The 21,865-nt window shown below is 39.7% G+C and carries 22 protein-coding genes and 1 riboswitch; of the genes, 11 read left to right on the forward strand and 11 right to left on the reverse strand.

Going from position 1 to position 21,865, the window contains the following annotated elements; translation table 11 throughout:
• Positions 1-7 precede the first annotated feature (7 nt).
• From QUF73_10995 to QUF73_11010, 4 genes are all read right to left on the reverse strand, one after another.
• Positions 8-208 (reverse strand): sigma-Y antisigma factor component, encoded by a 201-nt coding sequence (locus QUF73_10995; protein ID MDM5226748.1) that lies wholly within the window; start codon positions 206-208, stop codon positions 8-10.
• Positions 205-555: a YxlC family protein gene (locus QUF73_11000; GenBank protein MDM5226749.1), complete on the reverse strand. Its 351-nt coding sequence runs from the start codon at positions 553-555 to the stop codon at positions 205-207. Before QUF73_11000 ends, QUF73_10995 begins: the two co-directional genes overlap by 4 nt.
• A complete protein-coding gene (gene sigY / locus QUF73_11005; GenBank protein ID MDM5226750.1) occupies positions 509-1,099 on the reverse strand; it encodes an RNA polymerase sigma factor SigY in 591 nt (196 codons plus the stop codon). Before sigY ends, QUF73_11000 begins: the two co-directional genes overlap by 47 nt.
• A 123-nt stretch (positions 1,100-1,222) precedes the next feature.
• Positions 1,223-2,509, reverse strand: coding sequence for an MFS transporter (locus tag QUF73_11010; GenBank protein MDM5226751.1), 1,287 nt, complete (start codon positions 2,507-2,509; stop codon positions 1,223-1,225).
• Positions 2,510-2,772: 263 nt separating this feature from the next.
• Here QUF73_11010 and QUF73_11015 point away from each other — a divergent pair, with 263 nt between their 5' ends.
• Positions 2,773-3,096: an HPr family phosphocarrier protein gene (locus tag QUF73_11015; GenBank protein MDM5226752.1), complete on the forward strand. Its 324-nt coding sequence runs from the start codon at positions 2,773-2,775 to the stop codon at positions 3,094-3,096.
• Positions 3,097-3,297: 201 nt separating this feature from the next.
• On the opposite strand, the gene QUF73_11020 is transcribed toward QUF73_11015, so the two are convergent.
• Positions 3,298-5,370 (reverse strand): penicillin-binding protein 1A, encoded by a 2,073-nt coding sequence (locus QUF73_11020; GenBank protein MDM5226753.1) that lies wholly within the window; start codon positions 5,368-5,370, stop codon positions 3,298-3,300.
• A gap of 521 nt (positions 5,371-5,891) precedes the next feature.
• On the opposite strand from QUF73_11020, the gene QUF73_11025 reads away from it, so the two are divergent.
• On the forward strand, positions 5,892-6,428 hold the full coding sequence (locus QUF73_11025) for a universal stress protein (protein ID MDM5226754.1): 537 nt from the start codon (positions 5,892-5,894) through the stop codon (positions 6,426-6,428).
• Between the two features lie 56 nt (positions 6,429-6,484).
• Here QUF73_11025 and QUF73_11030 read toward each other — a convergent pair whose 3' ends face one another.
• Positions 6,485-6,952, reverse strand: coding sequence for a helix-turn-helix domain-containing protein (locus QUF73_11030; protein MDM5226755.1), 468 nt, complete (start codon positions 6,950-6,952; stop codon positions 6,485-6,487).
• A 270-nt stretch (positions 6,953-7,222) separates the two neighbouring features.
• Between QUF73_11030 and QUF73_11035 the strand changes: the two genes are divergently transcribed.
• The 5 genes from QUF73_11035 (at position 7,223) to QUF73_11055 (ending at position 12,788) form a co-directional block, all read left to right on the forward strand.
• Positions 7,223-8,362: a histidine kinase N-terminal domain-containing protein gene (locus tag QUF73_11035; GenBank protein ID MDM5226756.1), complete on the forward strand. Its 1,140-nt coding sequence runs from the start codon at positions 7,223-7,225 to the stop codon at positions 8,360-8,362.
• A gap of 131 nt (positions 8,363-8,493) precedes the next feature.
• Complete coding sequence (locus QUF73_11040; GenBank protein ID MDM5226757.1) at positions 8,494-9,036, forward strand: GNAT family protein; 543 nt, start codon at positions 8,494-8,496, stop codon at positions 9,034-9,036.
• A 281-nt stretch (positions 9,037-9,317) separates the two neighbouring features.
• Positions 9,318-10,610 (forward strand): hemolysin family protein, encoded by a 1,293-nt coding sequence (locus tag QUF73_11045; protein MDM5226758.1) that lies wholly within the window; start codon positions 9,318-9,320, stop codon positions 10,608-10,610.
• Positions 10,611-10,966: 356 nt separating this feature from the next.
• Positions 10,967-11,368, forward strand: coding sequence for a MerR family transcriptional regulator (locus QUF73_11050; protein MDM5226759.1), 402 nt, complete (start codon positions 10,967-10,969; stop codon positions 11,366-11,368).
• Positions 11,369-11,432: 64 nt separating this feature from the next.
• Positions 11,433-12,788, forward strand: a complete 1,356-nt coding sequence (locus QUF73_11055; GenBank protein ID MDM5226760.1) for a hemolysin family protein — start codon at positions 11,433-11,435, stop codon at positions 12,786-12,788.
• Between the two features lie 47 nt (positions 12,789-12,835).
• Here the strand turns inward: QUF73_11055 and QUF73_11060 are convergent, their stop codons facing one another.
• Positions 12,836-14,257: a HAMP domain-containing sensor histidine kinase gene (locus QUF73_11060; GenBank protein ID MDM5226761.1), complete on the reverse strand. Its 1,422-nt coding sequence runs from the start codon at positions 14,255-14,257 to the stop codon at positions 12,836-12,838.
• The gene (locus tag QUF73_11065) at positions 14,247-14,948 is read right to left on the reverse strand and encodes a response regulator transcription factor (GenBank protein ID MDM5226762.1); all 702 of its coding nucleotides are present in this window, start codon (positions 14,946-14,948) and stop codon (positions 14,247-14,249) included. The genes QUF73_11060 and QUF73_11065 overlap by 11 nt, the downstream gene beginning before the upstream one ends.
• Before the next feature lie 182 nt (positions 14,949-15,130).
• Between QUF73_11065 and QUF73_11070 the strand changes: the two genes are divergently transcribed.
• Together QUF73_11070 and QUF73_11075 are read left to right on the forward strand one after the other, a co-directional pair.
• Complete coding sequence (locus tag QUF73_11070; GenBank protein MDM5226763.1) at positions 15,131-15,769, forward strand: hypothetical protein; 639 nt, start codon at positions 15,131-15,133, stop codon at positions 15,767-15,769.
• An 80-nt stretch (positions 15,770-15,849) separates the two neighbouring features.
• Entirely contained in the window at positions 15,850-16,167 is a 318-nt protein-coding gene (locus tag QUF73_11075; GenBank protein MDM5226764.1) for a metalloregulator ArsR/SmtB family transcription factor, read from the forward strand.
• A gap of 244 nt (positions 16,168-16,411) precedes the next feature.
• Here the strand turns inward: QUF73_11075 and QUF73_11080 are convergent, their stop codons facing one another.
• The gene (locus QUF73_11080) at positions 16,412-17,335 is read right to left on the reverse strand and encodes a cation diffusion facilitator family transporter (protein MDM5226765.1); all 924 of its coding nucleotides are present in this window, start codon (positions 17,333-17,335) and stop codon (positions 16,412-16,414) included.
• A 209-nt stretch (positions 17,336-17,544) separates the two neighbouring features.
• Positions 17,545-18,840, reverse strand: a complete 1,296-nt coding sequence (locus QUF73_11085) for an NCS2 family permease (GenBank protein ID MDM5226766.1) — start codon at positions 18,838-18,840, stop codon at positions 17,545-17,547.
• A gap of 91 nt (positions 18,841-18,931) precedes the next feature.
• Positions 18,932-19,033, reverse strand: a riboswitch (purine riboswitch).
• Between the two features lie 305 nt (positions 19,034-19,338).
• Between QUF73_11085 and QUF73_11090 the strand changes: the two genes are divergently transcribed.
• Positions 19,339-19,653 (forward strand): DUF948 domain-containing protein, encoded by a 315-nt coding sequence (locus tag QUF73_11090; GenBank protein MDM5226767.1) that lies wholly within the window; start codon positions 19,339-19,341, stop codon positions 19,651-19,653.
• 31 nt (positions 19,654-19,684) lie between these two features.
• Here the strand turns inward: QUF73_11090 and QUF73_11095 are convergent, their stop codons facing one another.
• A complete protein-coding gene (locus QUF73_11095) occupies positions 19,685-20,587 on the reverse strand; it encodes a YihY/virulence factor BrkB family protein (GenBank protein MDM5226768.1) in 903 nt (300 codons plus the stop codon).
• A gap of 362 nt (positions 20,588-20,949) precedes the next feature.
• On the opposite strand from QUF73_11095, the gene QUF73_11100 reads away from it, so the two are divergent.
• Entirely contained in the window at positions 20,950-21,843 is an 894-nt protein-coding gene (locus QUF73_11100) for a YitT family protein (protein MDM5226769.1), read from the forward strand.
• Positions 21,844-21,865: the final 22 nt, after the last annotated feature.

Here is a 21,865-nt window from a genome sequence, read left to right on the forward strand (position 1 = left end):
CCCTCAATTAGTCTTTTTTCTGCCAAATCTTTCTGACGAAAATCAAGTAAAACAGCGTCGGCATTGGCGCCTGAATTAAACCGATAATTCCCCATAGCCAATAATTGTGGCCATGCTTTCTTGCATCCAGGAATAGGAAGGTACTCTGTGCAATTAGGATGACCCCCACGACAATCAGTAAAGGAAGGGAAATTTCTTCGCTGCTCATGTGCCATTCACCTGCTTAACAAAGCTGACTGTACTATAAGCCATAATAAAAACAGTAACAATTCCCTGCAGAATAAAAAATACAGCTGGAACCTGATACAGCATGAATAATAAAGAAGTTACAATGAGGAGTGCTGCAACAGTGAAGATAGCTAAGTCCCTGATCAATTTCCTTTTCATCGACTGTTTTTGCTCTGCAACTAAGTGTTCAAAAAATTGCAGATCAGGTGTATAAACCGGGACATTTTCTTCCAGCGATTCCAATCCGTCTTCTATCTTCTTTACCGCAGCCAGAAAATTCTCATCTTGATGATCGTGTTCGAGCTGCAGTACTTTCCTGTTCGCCATGAAGCTTCAACTCCTCTCTTACAGACATGATTCCATTGTGCACTCTGGATTTGACAGTGCCAGAAGATATCTTCATCATTTCTCCTATTTCCTCATATGAATAGCCATAATAATGTTTAAGTACGATAGGTATCCTCATCTCGTCTTTTAGTTTTCCCAATGCCGATAAAGCATCATTCCATTCTTCATTTCGGCTTTCAAGATGCCACTTCATGCGTCTGGATATTTCTTCCTCTACTTTCCAGTTCCTCTCTCTTTTCGACTTTCGCTTCTGATCAATATACAAATTCGTCGCAATAGTTATCAGCCAGGAGGAAAATTTTGATTTGCCATTAAACAGGCCGATTTTTTCAACACATTTGGCCATAGTTTCCTGAGCAAGCTCTTCAGCTGCATCAGGATTCATGGTGATTTTGATTAAGTATTTAACCAGAAAGGGATAGTTATTTTTAAAAAGCATGGCAAAAGCGAGCTGATCTCCTCGTTTGGCGCTTATTATAAGGTCTTTCTCCTCCATCAGCTTCTTTCCTCTCTTCCCTATCATCCCATTGTTAACTGTTTATTTCACTCATTAGACGCTCAAGAGATGAAAACGTTCATAATTTATTTTAAAATTTTTTTATACATAAAAAGCCCCTATAATAGGGACTTTTAGTCTTTTATTACATTATACTGCACCAGTTCGCTCCAAAGAATGTGCTTCACTGCCTTTTTCTGACTTTTTCGTTAATCCTGGAAGGACAAGGCTGTAAAAAACACCCACAAGTGCTAAACAGCCCCCTACCATCCAATAAAGCATTTCTACTTTAAGGAGTCCAGGAAAGCTGACAGCAATGAATCCGAGTGTTAATGATTGAGAAAGCATCATCAGCGGACTAATCCATCCCTGTACCCTTCCCATCATTTTCGGATCAACAATGCTTGGCATCCAGCCGCCAATGGCAATGTTCACTAAAGGAAGGCCAAATGCTGCAGCAAATAATAAAGAAAGGAAAATGAACGTGTTTTCTGCAAAAGAGGCAGCAATGATGAAGCTTCCGGATAATAATAATCCGCCAATGATCAGCTGATAAAGTTTGAATTTTTGAGTAAGCAAAGAGGCAGCAAAGCTGCCAATCAGAACGCCAATCCCAAAGGTTATGCCGAGCAGGACTGAATATTCCTCATAGGCGTGCGGCTCCAGCTTGTATTTCAGCATAAAAATAGGCATTACTGAAAATCCGCCGTTTACCACTCCGAAAACGAAGAAACCAACAAGCAAGGCAGATAATAACTTGTGATGGAGAATATATTTCATTCCATGATTAAAGTCCTTAAAGACAAGCGCGATATTTAAGTCTTTCAGCTTATGGCCGCCATTTGGCAGGCGAACTTCTTCGGGGATACGGCAGGATCTGATTAATAATGCACTGATGATAAAAGTAAGTGCATCAGTCATAATTGCGCCGTATACTCCCACTGTCCAGTAAACAAAAATGCCAAGGCCATTTCCGAACAGCATGAAAAGACTCATCACAACCTGGTTAAGGCCTGCGGCAGTGGTATAATCTTCGCTTTTCAATATTCCTTGGATCATTGCATGCTCAGCGGGAAAGAAGAATTTCTGGATTGCGCTCCTCAGGAACAATACTGCAAATACCAGCGGCATCCAGCCGATGATAACAGTCAGCAAAAGTACAATTGATAATAATGAGCTGATCCAGTCACAATAATAAGCAATTTTCTGGCGATCCATCCTATCCGCAAACACTCCAACTAAAAAAAATACCGCCAGGGTCGGAACAGAGAACATCAATTCAGTTAATGTAGCATAAAAAGGCTGTGCCGAGAAACGATCAAGCAAATAAAACATGAATGCAGTTAAGCCAATCGAGCTGCCCATCTGAGAAGTAAAGTTGGCGAAAAACAATTTCACATAATTGGCATTTTGAAAGATTTCTTTGAATTTTTTCATCCGTTTTACCTCAGTTCCCCTGTTTATATCACTAGTTTAATTATAGACACACAATTGATTAAGCGGCTTTTGATGGTTTTTATCTCCTTCTGGAGACTGATGGTGCCTCAACCCCTAAATATAATTGATGAGGTAAAAAAGGTAATTATTCACACTTTGATTCAGAATGGTTTACGTTTGCGATCCCCTGGGTAAATCCTTAGTACTACCACATCATTAATCGATTAATATATAAAATACTTTTTCAAAAGGAGATATTTAAAATGAAAGAAATTATTTCTACTAATGTTTTAGTCCAAAATAGGTTCACAATGAAGAAAATGCTTGAAATTTATCAGGGAGCAAAACAGTTTGAAGGCACTACATACCTCTACAGCAAACACAAAGCAGTGGATGCCTCAAACCTGTCTAAATTAGTGTCTTTCCTATTAACGGTGAAGCCGCAAACGACCCTAAAGATCATTGTTGAAGGAAATGAAGTTCAGAACCATCTGGAGCACATCAAAGACATGTGCAGCAACCATGTTTCAGTGCTTCACATGTCAGAAAAACGCTTAATCAACTCAGCTGAAACATTTCAGCTATAAATGACTATTTTATTGCAAAGTGATTGGAGTGAAGATGGATGATACGTACAATTTTTATGGTAGTTGGAGCGATTGTGGTAATTGGCGCGATAATCAGCTGGTTATTCTAATAAATCAAAAAGGCCTGTTCAGGCCTTTTTATTTTGATCGAATATAAAAAAAAGAGTACAGCTCATCACTGTACTCATTAAATGAATATTATTAATCATTCTTCTTTTCTTTATCTTTCTCTTTGCCTTTTTCTTTCCCTTTATTCCATTTCTCTTTCCATATTTCTTTTTCTTTATCAATTTTTTCTTTTATCTTCTCAGTTTCTTTCTTTATGTTTTCTTCCCATGCTTTTCTTTGCTGCTCCCTTTGTCTCTGTTCCATCATGCCAGCAATTTGAGGGACATTAAATGATTCTGCTTCCTGATTTTCCAGAGCTTCTGACATGATTTCCCGGAATATCGGAGCAGTGCCTTCACTGCTGGAGGTTGTAAGATAGTTTTTTGCATCTGTCTTATCGTGGCCAACCCACACAGCACCTACCAGCTGTGGTGTATAGCCGACAAACCATTGGTCTTTAACGCCATCTATGCCTTCAATGGTCATTTGTGTACTTCCTGTCTTCCCCGCAACTTCTCTGCCGGGTATTTGGGCAGCCTTCCCTGTACCGTGCTGAACTACCCCAAGAAGCATGGTTGTCACTTTATCTGCAACATCCTTTGAAATGACTCTTGTGTTTTCACCTTTCCATTCTGCTACTGTCTCTCCATCTTTATCAACTATTTTTGTAATGGAGTGGGCTTCCGGCCTCTCTCCGCCATTTGCAAACACAGCATATGCCTGTGCCATGGTTAGCGGTGAAACTCCTTCATTTGTCCCCCCGAGTGCGAGTGCCAGATTTTGATTAATAGCATCTTCAGGTATGCCAAACCTCTTCGCGGCATCCACCCCTTTTTCCACACCAATCTCATCCAAAAGCCATACTGCAGGAACATTCAATGAGTCCTTGACCGCTTCATACATCGGCACATTTCCCCGGAACTGGCCATTATAGTTATTCGGCTCATAATCTTTGCCAAATGTCATTCTTTCATCCTTAAGTTCATCGGTGATTTCCCATCCCGATTCCAGAGCAGCTGTGTATGGTACAATCGGCTTCATTGTCGATCCAGGCTGGCCTACTTTATGGACAGCGCGGTTATGTCCCAGAAGGGTGTGTTCACCTCTTCCGCCTGCAAGGGCACGGATTCCGCCATTGTGGGGATCCAGAAGTATGGCTCCGCTTTGCACCGGCTGATCTCCTGTACCTTTAGGGAATAATTGATCATTTTTGTAAGTTTCTTCTACATTGCTCTGCATATCCTGATCAAGCTCAGTATAAATTTGATAACCGTTACTAAGAAGATCGTCAAGGGAAATATTATACTTATTAATAGCTTCTTCAAGAACAACATCTACATAGTAAGGGTATTTCCCTTTAAGGGGATCTCCCCCGCCGTCTTCAAAAACAAGCTTTTCATTTTTAGCATTTTCCCATTCTTTTTCTGAAATTAAGCTGTGTTCCTTCATGCGATCGAGCACGAGGTTTCTTCTTTCAATTGCTTTTTCTTCATTTTGGTAAGGATTGATCGCAGAAGGTGCTTTAACCAGCCCTGCAAGCAGTGCTGCTTCGCTAATTGAGAGATCCTCAACATCCTTTGCATAGTATTTCATCGCTGCACGCTTTATGCCCCAGGCGCCTTCTCCAAAATAAACCTGATTTAAATACATCTGAAGAATTTCGTCTTTGCTGTATTCCTTTTCTATCTCAAGCGCAAGGAAGAATTCTTCCAGCTTCCTTTTATATGTTTTTTCTGCAGACAATAAGGCGTTTTTAGTAAGCTGCTGGGTAAGCGTACTGCCCCCCTCAACAATTCCGCCTGCCTTCAGGTTTGTAAAAAAGGCTCTGCCTATTCCTTTTAAATCGATTCCTCCATGTTCATAAAAACGGTGGTCTTCAATGGCAATAACTGCATTCTTCATATGATCAGGAATTTGATCAATTGAAATCCCTTCATTTTTGTTTGCAGAGATCTTGCTGGCTACTTCCTCATCAGCGTCATAAATGACAGTAGATTGTGCAAGTCCCGCTTCAAGCGCACTTATATCCGCATCCTTGTATGAAAAATAAACGAAGCTTAAGAAAGCCAAGACTAATGTAGATGCAAGCAATATGGATACCTGTGTCAGGTGCAGCTTTTTCCAAGTTGACTGAAACTTTTTAATAACTGAAGTTCTCTTTTTCATATTTCCTCCAATATCTCTTGCTGAATATCATTTTGCTGGTTTAACGGCCGTCTCTAGACTATACCGATATCAGCATACCTGCAAAGAATATGTTTTCATATAGTATTTTGTTCCCAGCCAAAAACTATAATTCTCCCAGACATATACATGTACCCAAAAACTCAAATTTTTTATCATCTTTTGTAAATTTTATTTTTTAGTCTGTAAGACCCGGAATTTTACTATCCTGATTAAATGGTGACAAAACTCCCGAACGCAGCATCAATGAAAAAAAGCAATCGTAGACCGAATGCTTTTTTGATAAGAATGGAATTTTTGCAGACGCTGAAACTGGACTGCTCCTGAGCATTCCATATGAGTTTGCCTCATTTTTTTTAATACTAGAATCTACGAAGCAATATCGTTTTTTGTGTGGGTATGAACAAATTTTTCAGGAGCCATTTGATTTACAATGATTGATTACTTGCAGTGAAGGGTATATGTACAATAAGTTTCCTTACCTTAAGAAGGGGTGAACTATTATGTTCTTTGAAAAAATTGTAGTTGGATTTGATGATACAGATGGCAGCAGACAGGCTTTAAATATGGCGATCGAATTGGTTAAACAGCATCCTGAATCCCAGCTTCTGATTGCACAAGCCTTTGAGGAGACAATTGAAAATGTTCCCATAAGCAATGAGAAAGCAATAGAGCCTGTAAGGACAAATGGCTATCTGCTGGAAGGAATTCAAATACCGCCCCTGCCGGTATATCATGATGAATCCTCCGCCACGACTCACGCAAGAGTGAAACATAGTGTTGACAATACTTTTTTCAATGCAAAGGAAATTCTTGAGCCGTATAACATTAATGTAAAGTTCGATGTTATAGAAGGAAGTCCCGCTGACAGCATATGTGAATATGCAGCTGCCGAAAATGCCGATTTAATTATAGTGGGGAACTCAGGCAAAGGCGGAATTAAAAAGATGTTCCTTGGCAGCACCAGTTCAAAAATTGCCAAAAATGCACCTTGCCCAGTGCTTATAGCTAAAGATAAGGAAAGTCCGCAAATCCCTTAAAACAGGAAAAGCAGCCCGGTGGCTGCTTTTTTAAATTTAATAGTATACACCTATTATTAATGAAGGCCTTTATTCTCTGCAGCCAGCTCCTCAAACCGTTCTTTAGAAGACACTTCATCAAAACTGCTGTAAATTCTAAAATGGTCCTGATCAATTATTCTGTAATGCTGGCTGATGATATTCTGCTGAAGGATCAAACCGCTGCTTCTCTTCAATTCCCGCCACCAGAGCTTTCCGCCAAGAGTCTTTTCCTTCCTATAATCGATTCCCTCTCTTGCAATAGTCTCCAGAACTTCAAGGGGTTCGTTTCCAAACAGAAATCGGACTGTTTCCGTTTCCCTGAATAAGGCACATACAGCCACCACAGTCGACCATCCTGCTTCTGCCCGCCCTTTCTCAATTTGAACCAGGGTCTTCTTTGAAACACCAATAATTTCTGCCATCTTATCCTGTGTGTATCCTGCCTCTGTACGGATAAGACGGATCTTATCTGAAACTTTCAGTATAATTTCATCTCTAGTCAATGCAGCTTCATTCCCTTTTCGTTGTTGGTGTAAATTTACACCTGTTTCTATATTATAAAAGAAATAGTGACAATTTTACAAATAAAAAAATGCCTTGTTATTTAAATATACCAATTGTCACAAAATAATGACTGTGCTTTTTGTCACAAGTATGGGCATAATCCATAGGGTAAAATTACTGTTATTTTCCATTAAATTAACAGAGGATTTTGCTGTAATCTATCGAAATCTATGGGATAACTGTTTTAATGTGAAAAAGTGGAGGGTAAAATGACGATTGAAACAAATAATGCCATATTGGAACTTCTGCTAACGGAAAAAGAAGACCTTTTAAGTGAATGGAATGAAAAAGTCCTCATTAATAAGGATGATCCTTTTAAAGATAAAATCAAAGATAATGGCAACGCCATGTACCAATTAATTATTCAATTTCTGATAAAAGACGGCGATGAACTTGAAGATTATATTCAGAAACTTGCCTACTCTGTCGCTGAGCAGCGAGTGAAAGCAGAAATTAATATTGGAGACTTTGTTTATAATGTCAACTTGGGAAGAACGATTTTTCTCGATATATTGAATCGTTCCGAAATACATTTTCATGAACTGCAGAGCCAGTACGAAAAAATCGGTTATTGCTTCGATAAATTCTTATACCACGCTGTATCCAGATACACGGATGCAAAAGATCAGATCATTAAGGAAAAGACACAATTTATCGATTCCACCCATAAAGATAGATTGACGCTGCTCGGCCAAATGACTTCCAGCTTTATTCATGAGTTCAGAAATCCGCTTACATCTGTACAGGGATTTATCCAGCTGTTAAAATCCGAAAATCCCTCCATGAAATATTTGGACATCATATCAAATGAACTGGAGCAGCTGAATTTTAGAATTTCTCAATTTTTGCTCCTCTCAAAAAAGGAACTGATTGGAAAAGAGAAAATCACTTTCTCTCTAAATGAATTAATAGATGAAGTCCTGATATTTTTATATCCCAGTATCCTGGATGGAAAGGTTAAGATTCTTCAGGATATGAACGAAAATATATATTTGAATGGCTATGCTGATGAAATACGTCAAGTATTCATTAATATTATTTTCAATGCCATTGATGTGCTTACTCAGTACCGCAGCGACCCTGTCATTCATATTAAAAGCAAATGGACTCCAGATGGACACATAAAGCTTGATATTGCTAACAATGGGCCTAGAATTCCAGAGCATCTCGTCAGTTCCATTTTCGAACCGTTTGTAACAACAAAAACACTTGGAACAGGGCTGGGTTTATTTGTATGCAGGGAGATAATAGAAAAACATCAAGGGACGCTGACCTGTGATACAGAGTCGGATTGGACCGTTTTCAGCATAATCCTGCCAACTGAAAAACAGACAAAAGTCAAAGGCTGACTCCCAATTGAGGAGCAGCTTTTTCCTATTCCAGGCTTAAAAGCTGACATGATTTTAACCAAAAATATATATTTTTATTTAATTTCAGATTATTATTAATATATTTACAGATTATTGGAGGAGATTGTCCCATGTTTTCCTTAAAAGCAGATGAAGATATAGAATTGCAATTGTTCCAGCTGCATCATTCAGAAGAGCTTTTCAACCTGGTGGACAGAAACCGCAGTCATTTAAGAGAATGGCTTCCATGGGTTGATAATATGGCTTCACCAGTACAGTATCACTCTATTATTCCAGTATGGCTTAAACAGTTTGCCGATAACAACGGCTTTAATGCAGGTATCCGTTATCAGGGAAAGCTTGCAGGCTCAATTGGTTTTCACCAGATCGACTGGAACAACCGACAAACCAGCATTGGATATTATCTTGCTAAGGATTTTGAGGGAAGCGGAATTATGACACGAAGTGTGCAGGCCATGATTAATCATGCTTTCTTTGATTTAAAACTGAACAGAATCGAAATACGCTGCGGGATCAGAAATGGAAAAAGCCGCGCAATACCGGAAAGGCTCGGTTTTCGTCAGGAAGGAATCATCCGGGATGGCGAGTACCTTTATAATCGATATCACGATCTTGCCGTATATGGACTTCTGGCAAGAGAATGGAATTATTGATAAGAAAAGCGGAAGGCGCCTCGAGCTAAAGTTATCTATCTTCAAAATTTATACGTGTATCTTTCGAAAAAGCCTGCCTCAGGCTTTTTTTTACTGACAGGAACATGCATATCTTGAATCCTCAATTTTTATTTTTTCTGGTTACCTTCCTCCTAATTAAGGGTAATTTCTTATTAAGGAAATCCTTTATTCCTGGTTTATTTGTAAAAATCATGAATAAGGGAAAAGTACTTATTATAAAGGAGGTGCCGGCCCCTTACATAATCGTGTAAGGATTTAATATGATCACCCTTAACCTATTCTTATTATTTTTCTTAATTGCATTAACTGCTTTTTTTGTTGCATCTGAATTTGCGATTGTTAAAGTAAGGACTTCACGAATTGACCAGCTTATTATGGAGGGAAATGCTAAAGCCCGTTCAGCAAAACAAGTTATCAGCAGTCTGGATGAATACTTATCCGCCTGTCAGCTTGGAATTACGATTACAGCACTGGGCCTCGGCTGGCTTGGTGAACCGACTATTGAGAGGCTGCTTCATCCCGTATTTGAAAGCATTAACTTACAGGCTTCCCTAACTCATATCCTCTCTTTTGTCATTGCTTTTTCTGTTGTGACATTTCTCCATGTGGTCATTGGAGAGCTGGCGCCAAAAACCTTTGCCATACAAAAGGCAGAGGCAATAACGTTATCTTTTTCAAAACCATTAATTTTATTTTACAGGATCATGTATCCTTTTATTTGGATATTAAATGGTTCAGCAAGAATTATTACAGGATTATTTGGACTGAAGCCTGTATCAGAAAGTGAAATGGCCCATTCAGAGGAAGAGCTTCGGATTATCCTATCTGAAAGCTTAAAGAGCGGAGAAATCAATCCATCAGAATACCAGTATGTGGATCGAATTTTTGAATTTGACAATAGAATTGCTAAAGAGATAATGGTTCCGCGAACCGAGATTGTTACCCTGCCGGAAGATTCATCATTGGCAGAAATCCTGGATCTCATATTGAATGAGCGATACACCAGATATCCGGTTACGGCGGGTGATAAAGATAATATTCTGGGGATTATTAATGTAAAGGAAATCTTAACTGACTGCGTTAGAAAAAAGTGTGAAGGCAAACACCCTTTACGGCAATATATTAAACCTGTCATCAGGGTGATTGAAACCATTCCCATTCACGATTTGCTCCTAAGAATGCAAAAAGAGCGGTCCCATATGGCAATTCTCCTTGATGAATACGGCGGAACAGCTGGAGTGGTCACAGTTGAAGATATCCTCGAAGAAATTGTAGGTGAAATTCGAGACGAATTTGATGCCGACGAACTTCCGTTTGTTCAAAAGTCAGGAGAAAATCATTATATCCTGGATGCAAAGCTGCTGATTTCAGAAGCAAATGACCTCCTGGGAACATCATTATCCGATGATGATGTAGACACCATCGGAGGCTGGATAATGACGCAGAAGTATGATGTGACTCAGGGAGACTTTATCGAAGAAGAAGGATTCAGATTTATTATTAAGGAAATGGAAGGGCACCATATTTCCTATATTGAAGTTGTCAAAATATGACCTGCATTTTTAATGACCGGGGGCGATTTTCTTGCTCCTGGTTTTGTTCGCCTTCGGGCTGCTTATGCTGTAATAGTCCTCTGCCTGTCAGAAGCTGCCTTACCTTCGGATGGCATAAGTCAAAATGGCGCACACCGAGCCCTCTGAAAAAAATTAATTTTTCCGAATCTTTTTACTTCATATTTAAAGCATAATTTCATAGAATAAATGTAACCCTTTTTTCCAAACTACTACGTTTGACTGTATGGTTTGTGCTAACGTATAATTGATTCTAACTATATCTCTTGATGGAAAAGCACATGTTCATGAGATATAAGTATTCAAAACAGAGGTGATATGATGGGGCTTACTATCGTATCGGCGAATTAGCCAATATTGCTAATGTTTCTAAAAGAACTATAGATTACTACACTAGCATTGGCCTAATTAAAGCGAAACGCTCAAAATCAAATTATCGCATATACTCAGAAGAAGTATTGTCTGATTTAAGATTCATTGAGGAATGCAAACTGCTGCATTTTCCGCTTGAAGAGATTAAGAGAAAACTAGAAATGAAAACGAAAAGGGAGATTCAGACAGGGGAAGTTGAAAAGCATATTAACGCAGTCACATTGCAGATTAAACAGCTTCATCAGGAAATAGCTGTTCTCATGCCGCTTATTAATACACTGGATGATGAACAGAAAGATGGCTTTTCCAAGAAGCTGACTATTGAAAGCACTGCATTGCTCCGTTCCCTTTCCGACTTAACCAGCTGATCCCATTTTTCACAAAATCAGGAGGTGACACCCTGCCCGTTTAGGCGGGATAAGGGGAACTTATTTGGACATATTAAACTTGGTTTTTATAGCCATTTTAATTGCTTTAACGGCTTTTTTCGTTACATCGGAATTTGCCATTGTTAAAATACGAAGTTCCAGGATTGATCAGCTAATTGAAGAAGGCAATAAAAATGCAATTGCTGCGAAGAAAGTCATTTCGAATTTGGATGAATACCTTTCAGCCTGCCAACTGGGAATTACCATTACAGCACTGGGTCTTGGCTGGCTGGGTGAACCGACAATTGAACACCTGCTGCGGCCAGTGATCAACAGTTTCGGATTGCCGTCTTCCATTTCGCATATTATCTCATTCAGCATAGCTTTTGCTTTTATCACCTTCCTGCACGTGGTTGTGGGGGAATTGGCTCCAAAGACTCTGGCGATACAAAAGGCAGAAGCGGTTACACTGTTAACAACACGTCCTTTAATCTGGTTTTACCGGGTTATGTATCCGATTATCTGGGCGCTGAATGGTTCTGCCCGCCTATTGACCAGCATGTTTGGATTAAAGCCTGCTTCTGAACACGAATTGGCACATTCTGAAGAAGAACTTCGCATTATTTTATCAGAAAGCTATGAAAGCGGCGAAATCAACCAATCTGAGTTTAAGTATGTAAATAAAATCTTTGAGTTTGATAATCGTATCGCGAAAGAAATAATGGTTCCGCGTACAGAAATTGTCTCTCTCTCAAAAGATGATACACTTGAAGACTTCCTGCAAATCGTTCAGGAAGAGAAATTTACACGATATCCCATTATAGATGGAGATAAGGATCATATCATTGGCATGGTCAACATTAAAGAAGTCATGACAGATCTCATTATGAACAGGGAATTATCATCAAGCACCCTTAAATCTTACATTCGTCCCATTATCAGGGTCATTGACAGCATACCTATCCATGAGCTGCTGCTTAAAATGCAGAAAGAACGCATTCACATGGCCATCTTAATGGATGAATACGGCGGTACCTCGGGGTTAGTCACTGTTGAAGATATCATTGAAGAGATTGTTGGTGAGATCCGCGATGAGTTCGATATGGATGAAGTGCCCATGGTCAGAAAGACGCAAGAAGGCCAATATATCATTGATTCCAAAGTTCTTGTCAGCGAAGTTAACGACTTGCTGGGTACCGATATCAATGATGAAGATGTCGATACCATTGGCGGATGGATATTGACTGAAAACTACGAAGCCAAACAAGGCGACATGATTGAACATGAAAAATACCTGTTCAAAATTCTGGATATGGAAGAGCACCATATTAAGTATATTGAAGTAACAGCAGTACCAGAAACTGAAGAGCCGGCACCCGCAAAAGAAGTGCCTTTTACTGAAACAGAGGTATTGTCATAAATGAAAAAAAGGAACAGCCTATCAGAGTGCTGTTCCTTTTTTTTGCCTTATTGCAAAGATGCTTTTTTCCGTGGAAACCTAATCGTAAATTTAGTCCCTTCCCCTCTATCACTGCTGACAGCAATCTCTCCGCTGTGCAGCTGAACAAGCTGTTTAACAATGGAAAGTCCAATGCCAAATTCACCAAAGGAATGATTGGTCCTGGATAAATCAGCTTTATAAAAACGCAGCCAGATAGACTCGATTTCTTGAGGATCGATGCCTATGCCCGTGTCCTCTATTTCGATCACTGTCTGATCAGGATCTTCTTTACCCCTTAATAATATGGAACCTTGATCGGTGAATTGGATGCTGTTCTTTACAATATTAACTAAAATTTGAATTAGCCGGTCATAATCTGCATGAACTGAAACACCTTCTTCAGCCTCAAGATAAATCCTGTTGCCTTTTTCCCCTGCCTGAATTTCCAGCTGTTCCTTAACAATTTCAAAGGCTTCCATAAGATCAATATCCATTTTATTCAGCTGCAGCTGATTGGACCGGATCTTTTCATAATCCAGATTTTCGTTTACCAGACGAATAAGCCTCTTTGCTTCCCTGTCAATCAGGACCATCCCTTTTTCCTTTTCCGCCTCCAGGATCATTCCTCCTTTAATTCCTTCAGCCAAACCACTGATGGTGGTCAAAGGAGTCCGCAGCTCGTGCGAGACATCCGCAATGAATTTCCTCCTTCTATTCTCCAGTCTTTTAATTTCTTCATTAGACTCCTTCAATCTGGCTGCCATATCGTTAAAGTCTTTAGCCAGTTCACCGATTTCATCCATATAGGTGTATGGCACATTTACATCATAGTTCCCGGATGAAATCATAGAGGCAGCATTCCTGAGGTCCATTATTCTCTTGATCAGATTTTTAGACAGAACCAGGCTTAACAGAATGGTCGCAGAGAGTGAAATAAAAATGGTATATAATAAAAATCGATTTAATTGGCTGACAACCTCCATCGCTCCAGTTATAGGTGACAGAAGCAAAACTCCTCCAACCAGGTTGCCCCCCTGCATATAAGGCATGGAAACCAATGTTACCTCCTGGCCGAAGCGTTCTATATCATGCTTTACAGTTACTTTATTTCCTTTCGAAATTTCAGCCCACTCAGATTTGGTCAGCTGAATCATCGGATCTGATTTGAGCTCCGGATACAAGACCCTCCCTTTATGGTCAAAGAGGATGTATTTTATATTCCTTGCATCGAGCAGCTGGCTGTATTCTGTTAAAAATTGCTCATCACCCTCTAACCTGACTGTTAAATCAGTCAGGATCTGTTCCCCATAGGAATCGAGCTCTTCCACTTTATTTTCAAAAATATAATTCTCAACAAACTGGGAGAAAAGAATGCTTAATAACAGGAATGCCAGAATGAGGATGCTGACATGGCTAAGCAGCAGCTGATAAAAATATTTAACTTTCATTTTCAGCTGCCGTTTCATCAAATTTATAGCCCACGCCCCATACTGTATGGATAAAAGGCTGCTCATCCGTGCCTATTTTTTTCCTGAGCCTTTTTATATGTACATCAACCGTTCTTTCATCTCCATAAAACTGATACCCCCATACACTATCAAGCAGCTGCTCTCTTGTAAATACCTGTTTTGGATGTTTTACAAGATAATACAGCAAGTCAAATTCCTTTGGGGTCAAATTCTTAAGAAGCTGCCCATTATAATAGGCCTCTCTGGAATCTCTGCTGATTTTGAAGTATTCACTGGCAACATAGTGGGGGTCATCCACTGATACTGCTTCAGCCTGAAACCTGCGTGTCACCGCTTTGATCCTGGCCATTAGCGTCAGCGGACTGAATGGCTTGGTCACATAATCATCAGCACCCATTTCAAGGCCCAGAACCTGATCGGACTCGCTATCTTTAGCCGTCAGCATAATAATCGGGACCTTGCTCAATTCCCTTATCTTACGGCAGAGAGTCACTCCATCCATGATAGGAAGCATCCAATCGACGATAATTAAGTCCCATCTTTCTTTATTAAAATGTTCAAACCCCTGCTGCCCATCGTGGACAAAGACACCCTGATACCCTTCTTTCATAAAGAACATCTCCAGCATTGAACAGACACTTTCATTATCTTCCACAACAAGTATTTTCATTTTCCCATCACCGTCCCCGAACAGTCTTCTTTTCTTAATGTAATCGAAATGAGTGTTTTTTTTCAATGAATATCTCTGTCCTTAATGTTTTCGTGAAAAAGATAGCCAATTTATTCATGCTTTCGCTATATCTTGGGAAATGCTATATACGAATTATAATTTTGAAAGGAGTGCAGTGCAGCATGAATAAAAAATTACTACTAGTATTGTCTTTTTGCATTATTTTAATGGGGGCCGCTTTATCCGTTAACGCCGAAACAGCACCAAAGGAACAATCACCGGAACAAGAGCAAAAACATGAACACCATCACAGAATGATTGATGAATCCCAAATGAAATCCCTTCTGGAACAAGGATTCACCAAAAAGGAAATCTTCATAGCTGCCCACATTGCAAAGTTTTCAAATAAACAGATTGCAGATGTATTGGCATTTTATAAAAAAAATAACTCTTCCTGGGAAAAAACAGCACAGCAGTATGGAGTGGATTTAGAGAAAATAAAGAAGCATCATCATCACATGGATAAGTTCCTTGAAACTAATAAGCAAGTTGTTCTGCAAAAGGTCTCCGAGTATTCCGGCAAGTCTCCCCAAGTGCTGCAGAGGTATCTTGACAAAGGAGTCCCTCTTCGTTTCCTTATTTCCGGTGCAGCCATCGCAAAGGCGGCAAATATGGATCTGGGCGAAATAATTCAAATGAAGGAACAAGGAAAATCAATGCCTGAAATAAAAAAGGAACTGAACCTGGAAAAAGAACAAATCCATGCAGAAATAAAAAAACTGGTTGATGAAATTCACAAGGAAGTCAGAAAGACAAAATAATATGTTAAAACCGCAGAGGGCATCTCTGCGGTTTCGTTTTATTTAAAACAGAATTATAATGAAAGGCAGAGGTGAACAAAATGACAGAAGAAAACACGCCGTACCCAGCCGATCTGGATGAAGAAACCTTATTCATGGTTTCCCAAACATTCAAAGCATTATCAGATCCAACCAGGCTTAGAATTCTTCATTTATTATTTCACGGAGAGTATTCGGTAAATGAGATTGCCGAAAACCTATCACTGCTTCAGTCTACGGTTTCTCACCAGCTTCGCTTTTTGAAAAACCTGCGGCTGGTAAAATTCCGCCGTGAAGGAACCACTCTTTTCTACAGCCATGATGATGAACACGTCATTAGTTTATTGAACCAGGCAATCGAACATAGCCAGCATTCATAAGAAAAGCGGAAGCGCCTTGCCCACGAAGGAACGCAGACTAAGATCGCCACGTCCTGTGGCAACGTCTGCATGACCCGCATCCTGCGGGCCTCAAGCATAAGACGAGCCTCACGGTAAGGCGTCCTTTGCCTTGCTGGGAGGATTGGCTTATGACCTCGAGGGGGTAGGCGCTGGAGCTAGACAGTTATCGTTGTTAAAGATTAATACTTTCTTATTTCATGAATAAGCTGTCCTTTGGCCCCTATTAATTGCAGCTTTCATTATGGCCGGGGCAGCCTTTTCTTTCTCCTTCCACTTGAATTGTGCTATGCTCAATGCCATATTCATCATGCAGTACCGATTGTGCCGCATGAAGGACTGCATCGTGGCCGCCGTCATGTTCAATCACAAGATGGCAGCTAAGAGATGGGAAACCAGAAGTAATCGTCCAAATATGAAGATCATGAACATCCTTTACATGTGCAAGGCCAAGGAGCGCACTTTTAATATCCTCAGGATTCAGGTGGGAAGGTGTCCCTTCCATTAAAATATGAAAGGACTCTTTTACCACCCTCCATCCGCTTATTAGGATAAGAACTGCTACCATTACACTTGCAATCGGGTCCGCAATGCCCCAGCCGAAGAAATAAATTAGAAGCGCAGCTGTTATAGCTCCAACGGAACCAAGCAAGTCACCAAGAACATGCAGAAAAGCGCTCCTAACATTTAAATTGTGTTCCTTATCCCCACTCATTAATATAAATGCTGCTGCGATATTTACGAGCAGTCCGATCGATGAGATCACCAGCATCCCCATACTTTGAACAGCCGGCGGCTCAAGAATGCGGTGATAGGCTTCATAGAAAATATAGAGAGAAATCAAGAGCAGTGTGATTCCATTAATTGAAGCAGCAATAATTTCAAATCGTTTGTAGCCAAATGTTTTTGAATTTGTCGCCTTTTTTTCCCCTATTTTGATTGCCAGAAAACTTAAGCCAAGCGCAGCTGCATCACTCAGCATGTGTCCGGCATCCGATAGCAGCGCAAGGCTGTTAGTCCATACTCCACCAATTACTTCTACAATCATAAATGAAGCAATCAAAATAAATGCCCACATTAAGGCCTTTTTATTGCCTGTGTGATGATGATCATGTGAATGCCCATGTCCGTGACTATGACTGTGCCCCATTCATTCCACCCCTTTATATGAATATATGTTCATATATATTATGTATGACATTGGCTTATTGTTCAATGATTTTTTATTGTATTCTTTTTATTTAGACTAAAAGAGTGGAGTCAAACATTTTATGATGATATCCAGCAGAAAAGCCATTTCTTCACAGCAATTTTAGGATTCACAAAAAGGCAGCCTGAATATACAGGCAGCCCTTTTCCTTATGCAAGATAAACAAAATACCCCATAAATGCAATACATAGTCCATACATGATTGGATGAATTTCTTTTGGCCTTTTCAATGCCAGCATTGTGATTGGGTATAAAATGAAGCCTAGAGCAATCCCAGTTGCTACACTGAAAGTCAGCGGCATCATTAAGATGGTCACAAATGCCGGAATGGCAATCTCCAGCTTTCCCCAATCTATATGTTTCACTTCCATAGCCATCAGTGCTCCTACAATGATAAGTGCCGGAGACGTAACTTCGGCCGTAATTACACCGAGCAATGGAGAAAAGAATAATGCAACAGCGAAGCATGCAGAGATGATTACTGAAGTAAAGCCTGTCCTTCCTCCCGCCGCAATCCCTGAACTGGACTCAATCATGGAGGCAGTTGTAGAAGTTCCAAGCACAGAACCGACTACAGTAGCACTTGAATCCGCCAGAAGCGCTTTTCCCGCATTAGGGATTTCATTATTCTTCATCAATCCTGACTGGCTTGCAATGGCTATTAAGGCTCCAGCCGTATCAAAAAAGGCAACAAATAAGAAAGTGAATATGACTGCCAGCATTTCCGGCGTAAAGATTTGATCAATATTCAGAAAAACTTCACCAAATGTCGGTTCAAGGCTTGGAATGGCCCCAACAATTTTTTCCGGTTTATCAATAAGGCCAATTAACATTCCAGCAGCAGATGAAATGACCATGCCATAGAAAATGGCACCTTTGACTCCCCTTACCATTAAAACGATTGTTAAAATAAAACAGAAAACAGCCAGCAGCGTGACTGGGGATTTAAAATCGCCAATCGCAACAAATGTTGCATCATTACCTACAATCAAGCCCGCATTTTTCAATCCGATAAAAGCAATAAAAAAGCCAATGCCGCCTGCTATTGCATGCTTTAAATCCTTGGGTATGATGTTAATAATTTTTTCCCGTATTTTTAATAAGCTTAAAATCACAAATAAAATTCCTGATACAAATACACCAGTTAAAGCAGTTTGCCATGGAATGCCCATCCCAATGCAGACAGAAAAAGTGAAGAAAGAATTGAGGCCCATGCTTGGTGCAATCCCAATTGGATAATTGGACAACAAGCCAATTAATAAAGAGCCAATAATAGCAGACAGCGCCGTAGCCGTAAAGACAGCTCCTTTATCCATTCCAGCCTGGCTAAGTATAATTGGATTTACAATTAATATATATGCCATTGATAAAAACGTCGTTAAACCTGCGATGGTTTCCTGTTTGTAAGTTGTTTCTCTTTCACGAAACCGGAAAAAAGATGACATGCCATTCCCTCCTTATTTAGTTACTAATAAAAAAAGCTCCGCAATTTGCGAAGCTGCCATAAGAAAACAGAAGGAAAATAGCATGCCGATTCGAACAAGCTATATCCCCTGTAGTCAAGCTATTTACGGCAGCCCGGTAGAAACGCTCAGACCTTATCTCTGAACATATACAGGTAAAATCTATTGCCGCAGCACATCATTTGATCAATGTCCTGCGCTCAATAAAATTATATATTAATATAATGAAAACAATTCTAGCAAACTCATATATGAAGGTCAATTCTTTAATTTATTCTGAGTATTCCCCTTTATCTTAAAGTTGGTACAGGGGTTTAATGTTAATTTTTTTTTGTAATGGGTAAACATTAAGAAAAGCGTAATCGCCTTGGTCACCCCCGACACCTCGATGGGGTAGGCTGCTTATGCTAGACAGCAATCGCAGTTCGAAAATTTTCACTTTCTTACTTCTTAAAATCCAGCATGAGGAGGCAGGTCAAAATGTTCATTGTATATGCAAGCTTGATTCTTATTGCAGTATCCCTGATCTTTCTGGGCATCTATGCTTTTAAAGCATACAAGGATGCCAAACCGGCAATTAAGAAACTGACAGCTCTAAGCACTGTTATGCAGCTAAAAGCCGATCAATTAAAAAATGGAGTTGACGAACTGACAGCAACCCAGAAAGAAATTCAAAGAGATATCAATTATAAAAAACAGACCTTTAACAATACGATATCCGCAGTAAAAGAAACACCAAAGAAAATTAAGAAATGGTGGAACATTAAAATACCTTTTATCCACCAAATTAAATAAAACGAGGGCTGAGCCCTCGTTTTATTTTGTCCTATTTTATTGAAAGTGTACGATATGCTTCTGCATCTGTTTGTACCTTGGGACTTTCTTTGTCATCTTTCTTTCCGCTGCCCGGCTTAAATGTATTATTTCTGTGATAGAGGGCACTTATTTCCCCGCCAATAACAAGGGCAAGTCCGGTTAAAAAGAACCATAGCATCAGTACAATGACTCCGCCAAGGCTTCCGTATGTGGCGGAATAATTCCCAAAATTGCTTACATAAAAGGACAAGCCAAAAGATATAAGCTGCCACATAACTGTTGCGGCTATTGCACCTGGCAAGACCTGCTTGAAAGGAAAATGTTTATTCGGTGCTACCTTATAAAGAATAGCCAGGACTGTAACCATGATCACAAAAGCAATGACCCATCTCAATACATTGATCAGTATCTGCATCCCATCAGGTATGTTAATAAAATTCTCAACAAAGTTCATGATGACTTTTCCGAACACAGGAAGAACCATAGCAATGATGAATGCTGCGAGCAAACCAAGAGTCAAACCTATGGATATTAGTCTTGATTTTATAAATGACCTCGTTTCCTCCACATCAAAGGCGTCATTCATGGCTCTTATGAAAGCCTGCATTCCATTAGAAGCGGACCATAAAGTACCTATGATACCGAACGTCAGCAGGCCGCCGTTCGGCTTCGTAATGATATCCACTACATTATCTTCAATAACATTAAATGAATCTGACGGCATTACACTCTGCAAGTATGATAATGCTTTTTGGGGATCCAGTGAAAGATATGGAACAATAGAGATAAGCAGAATTAACAAAGGAAAAATGGAGAGCATATAATAATAGGCTTGTTCGGCTGCAAGCCCGGTTGCCCGATCTTTCTTAAATTCCTTTCCGAGCTTCTTGCCAAATTGAATAACCTTATGCATTTTACTACTCCTCCCTTAATCAGCTTATAGCTTGTATGTGTTTATTTCCCCGAAGACCTTTAAGCTAATCGTATTTTAATAAAATATTCATTCCATTTTGATAGATAAATAAAAAAGATACCTTTCCGCCAGAACGGAAATTATCCTAATAAGGGCATACAACTTATCATTATGAAACTCGATATCCCTTATTTAATATAAGAAATGTTATAATTAGATATAGCCTTTATCAGACTTGTCGAATAATTAATTTGAGCTAAAATGGCACAAGCTATCATATTATGTTATTAGCTCATTAAAGATGCTCGTTCAGTCTGACAGTGTGTTATACATAAATTAATTTACTAAAATGGGGGTCATTTATGAACGTTTCACTTGAAACTGCTGTTGAAGCAAATGTACATAAAGGGTTGACTAAAGGCAAGCTTGCAAAAAGGATTTTCTTCATCATACTTGGAGCCATACTTATGGGTGTCGGAATCGAAGAATTCCTAGTGCCCAATAAAATTCTGGATGGCGGAATAGTAGGAATCTCCATTATCCTCTCTCACATGTCCGGCTGGAAACTCGGCTGGTTTATTTTTATCTTAAATATTCCATTTTTTTACATAGGGTACAAACAGATAGGGAAAACCTTTGCTTTGTCTACATTGCTCGGCATTGCGGTATTATCAGCCACTACCCTCCTCTTGCATGAGGTTCCCGTATTTACAGAGGACTTGCTGTTAGCTACTGTATTTGGCGGTATCGTTCTTGGCGTTGGAGTCGGAATGGTGATTAGATATGGAGGATCTTTAGATGGAACAGAGATACTGGCCATTCTGGTAAATAAAAAGCTCCCGTTCTCTGTCGGGGAAATTATTATGTTTTTCAATATCTTCATTTTTGCTACTGCAGGCTTTGTTTTTGGCTGGGACCGTGCCATGTACTCAATCCTTGCATATTTCATTGCTTTCAAGACTATTGATGTTGTCATCAGCGGGCTGGATGAATCCAAATCCGCATGGATCATCAGCGACCAGCACAAGGTGATAGGCGAAGCGATTCTGGCCCGGCTTGGACGAGGCGTCACCTACTTAAATGGGGAAGGTGCATACACTGGGGATGACAAAAAAGTAATTTTTTGTGTTATAACCAGACTTGAAGAAGCAAAATTAAAATCAATTGTCGAAGAATTAGATCCGAGTGCTTTTTTAGCAGTAGCTGATATTGCTGAAGTCAGAGGCGGCAGATTTAAAAAGAAAGCCATTCACTAAGAAATGTTAAAAGGAACAGCAT

The sequence above is a fragment of the Cytobacillus sp. NJ13 genome, assembly GCA_030348385.1.
GTDB lineage: Bacteria > Bacillota > Bacilli > Bacillales > Cytobacillaceae > Cytobacillus.